This is a genomic window from Streptomyces anatolicus, assembly GCF_019400875.1.
In the GTDB taxonomy this organism is placed as follows: Bacteria; Actinomycetota; Actinomycetes; order Streptomycetales; family Streptomycetaceae; genus Streptomyces; species Streptomyces anatolicus.
Window position 1 is genome coordinate 1 of record NZ_WMBF01000560.1, and the last position, 3,752, is coordinate 3,752.

At 69.7% G+C, this 3,752-nt stretch carries 3 protein-coding genes; 2 read left to right on the forward strand and 1 reads right to left on the reverse strand.

Features of this window, described 5'->3' with window-relative positions:
• Window positions 1-313: 313 nt before the first annotated feature.
• On the reverse strand, window positions 314-2,110 hold the full coding sequence (locus tag GKQ77_RS29490) for an AMP-dependent synthetase/ligase (RefSeq protein WP_219692171.1): 1,797 nt from the start codon (window positions 2,108-2,110) through the stop codon (window positions 314-316).
• A 298-nt stretch (window positions 2,111-2,408) separates the two neighbouring features.
• Here GKQ77_RS29490 and GKQ77_RS29495 point away from each other — a divergent pair, with 298 nt between their 5' ends.
• Window positions 2,409-3,179 (forward strand): metallophosphoesterase family protein, encoded by a 771-nt coding sequence (locus GKQ77_RS29495; RefSeq protein WP_219692172.1) that lies wholly within the window; start codon window positions 2,409-2,411, stop codon window positions 3,177-3,179.
• Window positions 3,180-3,246: 67 nt separating this feature from the next.
• Window positions 3,247-3,687 carry an SRPBCC family protein gene (locus tag GKQ77_RS29500; protein ID WP_219692173.1) on the forward strand — a complete coding sequence of 147 codons (441 nt, stop codon included), beginning with the start codon at window positions 3,247-3,249 and terminating at the stop codon, window positions 3,685-3,687.
• The last annotated feature ends 65 nt before the right edge of the window (window positions 3,688-3,752 follow it).

Consider the following 3,752-nt stretch of genomic DNA (forward strand, 5'->3'; position numbering starts at 1 on the left):
GCGTCAGCGCATGGGCGGGCGGGGGCGCCTGTGGGTCGAGGAGAGGTGGCGCTGGGACCTCCTGGCGGAGAGGCTCCGGGAACTCTTGTAGCGCCTACGGGGCTGCGGCCTGAGGCCGTCGGGCGTCCGACGGCCGTCGTCGCTTGCTCGCGCAGTTCCCCGCGCCCCTAAAAGCCGGGCTTCGCCCGCTTTTATGGGAAGCGGGGCGGAGCCCCTGCTTCAGGGGCGCGGGGAACTGCGCGAGCAACCACAACGAGACCGAGAGCCGCAAGCCGACAAGGACCCCCCACGGCGAGTGGGCGCCCCGCCAACGCTACCCGCGGTAAATCGCCTCGATCTCGTCCGCGTAATCCTTGGCCACAACATTCCGCTTCAGCTTCAACGACGGAGTCAAATGCCCCGACTCCTCCGTGAACTGCGCGCCGAGAACCCGGAACTTCCGTACGGACTCCGCCTTGGAGACCGCCGCGTTGCCGTCGTCCACCGCGCTCTGGATCGCCGCCAGCAGATCCACGTCGTCACGGAGAGAGGCCGCCGTCGACCCGGCGGGCTTCCCGTGCTCGGCGGCCCAGCGGCCCAGGAACTCGTCGTCGACCGTGACGAGCGCGCCCACGAAGGGGCGGCCGTCGCCGACGACCATGCACTCGGCGACCAGCGCGTGCGCGCGGATGCGGTCCTCGATCACGGCCGGGGCGACGTTCTTGCCGCCCGCCGTGACGATGATCTCCTTCTTGCGGCCGGTGATCCGCAGATAGCCGTCCTCGTCGAGCGTGCCGATGTCACCGGTGTGGAACCAGCCGTCGGCAAGGGCCTCTTCGGTGGCGCCCTCGTTGTTCCAGTACCGCGAGAACAGGTGCTCGCCGTGGAGCAGGACCTCGCCGTCGTCGGCGATGCGCACGACGGAGCCGGGCAGCGGCTGCCCGACCGTGCCGATCTTCTGGCGGTCCCAGGGGTTGAAGGCGGTGGCCGCGCAGGACTCCGTCAGGCCGTACCCCTCCAGGACCGTGAAGCCGATGCCGCGGAAGAAGTGCCCGAGGCGCTCGCCGAGCGGGGCGCCGCCGGAGATCGCGTACTCGCCGCGGCCGCCGAGTACCGTCCGCAGCTTGCTGTAGACCAGCTTGTCGAAGATCTTGTACTTGATCTTCAGGCCGAGGGACGGCCCCGAGGCCGTGTCGAGCGCGCGGCTGTACGCGATCGCCGTGTCCGCCGCCTTGTCGAAGATCTTGCCCTTGCCCTCGGCCTGCGCCTTGGCGCGCGCCGCGTTGTAGACCTTCTCGAAGACGCGCGGGACGCCCAGGATCATGGTCGGCCGGAAGGAGGCGAGTTCGTCCGTGAGGTGCTTGATGTCCGGCGCGTGGCCCAGCTTGATCGGCGCCATCAGCGCGGCGACCTCGACCAGGCGTCCGAAGACGTGCGCGACGGGCAGGAAGAGCAGGACCGAGCACTCGCCCGTGCGGAAGAGGGGCTTGAGGCGCTCCACCACATTGCCGCACTCCGCGAAGAAGCTGCGGTGGGTCAGCACACAGCCCTTGGGGCGGCCCGTGGTGCCCGAGGTGTAGACGATGGTGGCCGGGTCGTCGGCGCCCATGGCCGCGCAGCGCTCGTCGACGGTCCGCTCCGTGACCTCGGCGCCCGCGCGGTTCAGCTCCTCGACACAGCCCTTGTCGATCTGCCAGATGTGCGCGAGGGCGGGCAGCCGGTCGCGTACGGACTCCACGGTGGCGGCGTGCGCGTCCAGTTCGACGACGCAGGCGACGGCACCGGAGTCACCGAGGATCCACTGGATCTGCTCGGCCGAACTCGTCTCGTACACCGGCACGGTCACCGCGCCCGCGCTCCAGATGGCGAAGTCGAGGAGCGTCCATTCGTAGCGCGTACGGGACATCAGGCCGACGCGGTCACCGGGCCGCACACCGGAGGCGATCAGCCCCTTGGCGGTGGCGCGCACCTCCGCGAGGAAGGTCTTGGCGTCGACGTCCTGCCAGCTGCCGTCGACCTTGCGGCCGATGACGGCGACATCCGGGTGCTGCGCGGCATTTCTACGGACGATGTCGGTCAGATTGCCGTCCGCAGGGACCTCGTACAGGGCCGGAAGGCTGAACTCGCGCAAGACTGCTGCTCCTACATAGGGCGCCGGCGCCACGACGTTGTGTGCTGCGACGGTGCGGTCCAAGATCGGGCAGGTGCTCAGTCGAGTGGGGGGCTGAGCACTACTGGACTGCCCGGACGTTACCCATCGGTATGGCTTGTTCGGTAGGGGGGCGGCCCCAGATGTTCGGTGCGTCACACGTCGCCGTTGGTCTGCACCGCAGCGTACGCCACCGTCTTTCCGACTCGGAAGTAACCGCAGGTCCGGCCGCCGGCCCGGGCCCTACCGCCCGTCAGGCGCCCGTCCTAGGGTGATCGGTATGCCAGCTTTCCGGGTCAATGTGGTCAGTGACGTGCACGGCAACGCGGCGGATCTCGCCCGCGCGAAAGACGGTGCCGACGCGCTCGTCTGCCTCGGTGACCTCGTACTCTTCCTCGATTACGCCGACCACTCGCGCGGCATCTTCCCCGACCTCTTCGGCGCGCGGAACGCGACCCGCCTGGTGGAGCTGCGCACCGCCCGCCGCTTCGAGGAGGCACGGGAGTTCGGCAGGCGGCTGTGGGCGGGCGTGGACCGGGGCCCGGCGATCGAGAGCGCGGTCCGCAAGCAGTACGCGCAGCTCTTCGCGGCCTTCCCCACCCCCACGTACGCCACCTATGGAAATGTCGACATCCCCGCTCTGTGGCCTGAATACGCCGGGCCCGGCACCACCGTCCTCGACGGCCAGCGCGCCGAGATCGGCGGACGCGTCTTCGGCTTCGTCGGCGGCGGTCTGCGCACGCCCATGCGTACGCCGTACGAGATCAGCGACGAGGAGTACGCGGCCAAGATCGAGGCGGTCGGCGAGGTCGACGTCCTGTGCACCCACATCCCGCCGGACGTCCCCGAACTCCTCTACGACACCGTGGCCCGCCGCTTCGAACGCGGCAGCCGCGCCCTGCTCGACGCGATCCACCGGACCCGCCCCAGGTACGCGCTCTTCGGCCACGTCCACCAGCCACTGGTCCGGCGCATGCGCGTCGGCGCGACGGAGTGCGTGAACGTCGGCCACTTCGCCGGGTCCGGCAGGCCCTGGGCCCTGGAGTGGTGACCGCGCGGCGCGCGATAGCCTTCACGCGGCAGAGCCGTACCGGACCGCATCTGGAGGAGCCACAGCGATGGCGGAACACACCAGCTCGAGCATCACGATCGAGGCGGCCCCGGCCGAGGTCATGGGAGTGATCGCCGACTTCGCCCGCTACCCGGACTGGACGGGCGAGGTGAAGGAGGCCCAGGTGCTCGACACCGACGAGCGGGGCCGCGCCAAGCAGGTCCGCCTCGTCATGGACGCGGGCGCGATCAAGGACGACCAGACCCTCGGCTACACCTGGACGGGGGAGAACGAGGTCAGCTGGACCCTCGTCAAGTCCCAGATGCTGCGCTCCCTGGACGGCTCGTACCTCCTGCGGCCCGTCGGCTCCGGCACCGAGGTCACCTACCGGCTGACCGTCGACGTCAAGATCCCCATGCTCGGCATGATCAAGCGCAAGGCCGAAAAGGTCATCACCGACCGCGCACTGGCGGGCTTGAAAAAGCGAGTCGAGTCCAAAGAGGCCTGACGGCCCTGAGGGGCCTTAGGAGGGCTGAGGGGGCCCGACGGGCTGGGGGGCTTGAGGGCCTGAGG